General features: G+C 51.9%; 2 protein-coding genes. Both read right to left on the reverse strand.

Features of this window, described 5'->3' with window-relative positions:
• The coding region (sspB, locus tag FDW95_RS02755; RefSeq protein WP_137363407.1) for a ClpXP protease specificity-enhancing factor at positions 1–469 on the reverse strand (469 nt) is incomplete at its 3' end.
• 5 nt (positions 470–474) lie between these two features.
• Positions 475–1,113, reverse strand: coding sequence for a stringent starvation protein SspA (gene sspA / locus FDW95_RS02760; protein WP_096755483.1), 639 nt, complete (start codon positions 1,111–1,113; stop codon positions 475–477).
• Between the last annotated feature and the right edge of the window lie 279 nt (positions 1,114–1,392).

Raw genomic sequence — 1,392 nt, forward strand, 5'->3', positions numbered from 1 at the left:
GCGGAGGTGGCGGCGTATCATCCGGGTCGTTGTCATCACCGTGATCGGGCTTATCGCCATCAATGACGGACATGACCGTTTCGCTTTCAAAGCCGGACGTGTCGTTGTCGTCATCATTTAAGCTGGCGACATCTTCGTCGTAGGCCGCTTCTGGCTCGAACATGGTACCTGCACCGTTTTCACGGGCATAGATAGCCAGAACAGCAGCCAGCGGCACGGAAACCTGACGTGGTATACCGCCAAAGCGCGCGTTAAAACGCACTTCGTCGTTTGCCAGTTCCAGGTTGCCCACTGCACGTGGAGCAATATTCAGAACAATTTGCCCGTCACGCGCATATTCCATAGGAACCTGCACATCCGGAAGCGTCACATCCACCACCAGGTGCGGCGTGAGCTGGTTGTCTAACAACCACTCATAGAATGCGCGCAGCAGATACGGACGGCGCGGTGATAGCTGTGGCAAATCCATACAGATTAACCCCGGCCCAGACGCATTTCACGTTCAGGCTCAGTCAGAGAAGCCAGGAAAGAGTCACGTTCAAATACGCGGGTCATATACCCTTTCAGCTCTTTCGAACCAGCACCGCTGAATTCAATACCCAGCTGCGGTAAACGCCACAGCAGCGGCGCCAGGTAGCAGTCTACCAGGCTGAACTCATCGCTCAGGAAATACGGTTTCTGACTAAACACTGGCGCAATTGCCAGCAGCTCTTCGCGCAGTCGCTTACGCGCGACGTCCGCTTCAGAAGCAGAACCGTTTACGATGACGTTCATCAGCGTATACCAGTCTTTTTCAATACGCTGCATGTACAGGCGGCTTTCACCACGCGCAACCGGGTAAACCGGCATCAGCGGCGGATGCGGGAAACGCTCATCCAGGTATTCCATAATGATGCGAGATTCCCATAGGGTCAGCTCACGATCCACCAGTGTCGGTACGCTCTGATTCGGGTTGAGGTCGATCAGATCCTGAGGTGGATTGTCTTTCTCCACATGCTCAATCTCGAAACTAACACCTTTCTCCGCCAGTACAATGCGGACCTGATGGCTATAGATGTCAGTAGGACCAGAAAACAGCGTCATTACCGAACGTTTGTTGGCAGCGACAGCCATGAAAACCTCCAGGTATATTAAGAATTTTACTGCTACCAGCCACCAGGTGGCCAGCCAGAAGTGATGTCACCCAGATTCGGAAAGCCATTGCTGTTCGAAATACAAACAAAAAATGAACAATACCGCACATTTGGGCAGAAAATTGGATGATAGTTTACCAGATTTTGTGACCTTTGTGGTGAGTCGATTCTGGAAATGGGAAAAAAGAGGTGGCAATCAGCAGATTACCGTGCTTATTCGCGGGTAAAAATCCATAAAAAAACCCGCCGAGGCGGGTTT

The sequence above is a fragment of the Citrobacter sp. wls718 genome, assembly GCF_005280945.1.
GTDB classification, from domain to species: domain Bacteria; phylum Pseudomonadota; class Gammaproteobacteria; order Enterobacterales; family Enterobacteriaceae; genus Citrobacter; species Citrobacter gillenii.

Coding starts and splice junctions, on each gene's coding strand:
- sspA (WP_096755483.1), bottom strand. CDS start 1,113: ATGGCTGTCGCTGCCAACAAACGTTCGGTAATGACGCTGTTTTCTGGT.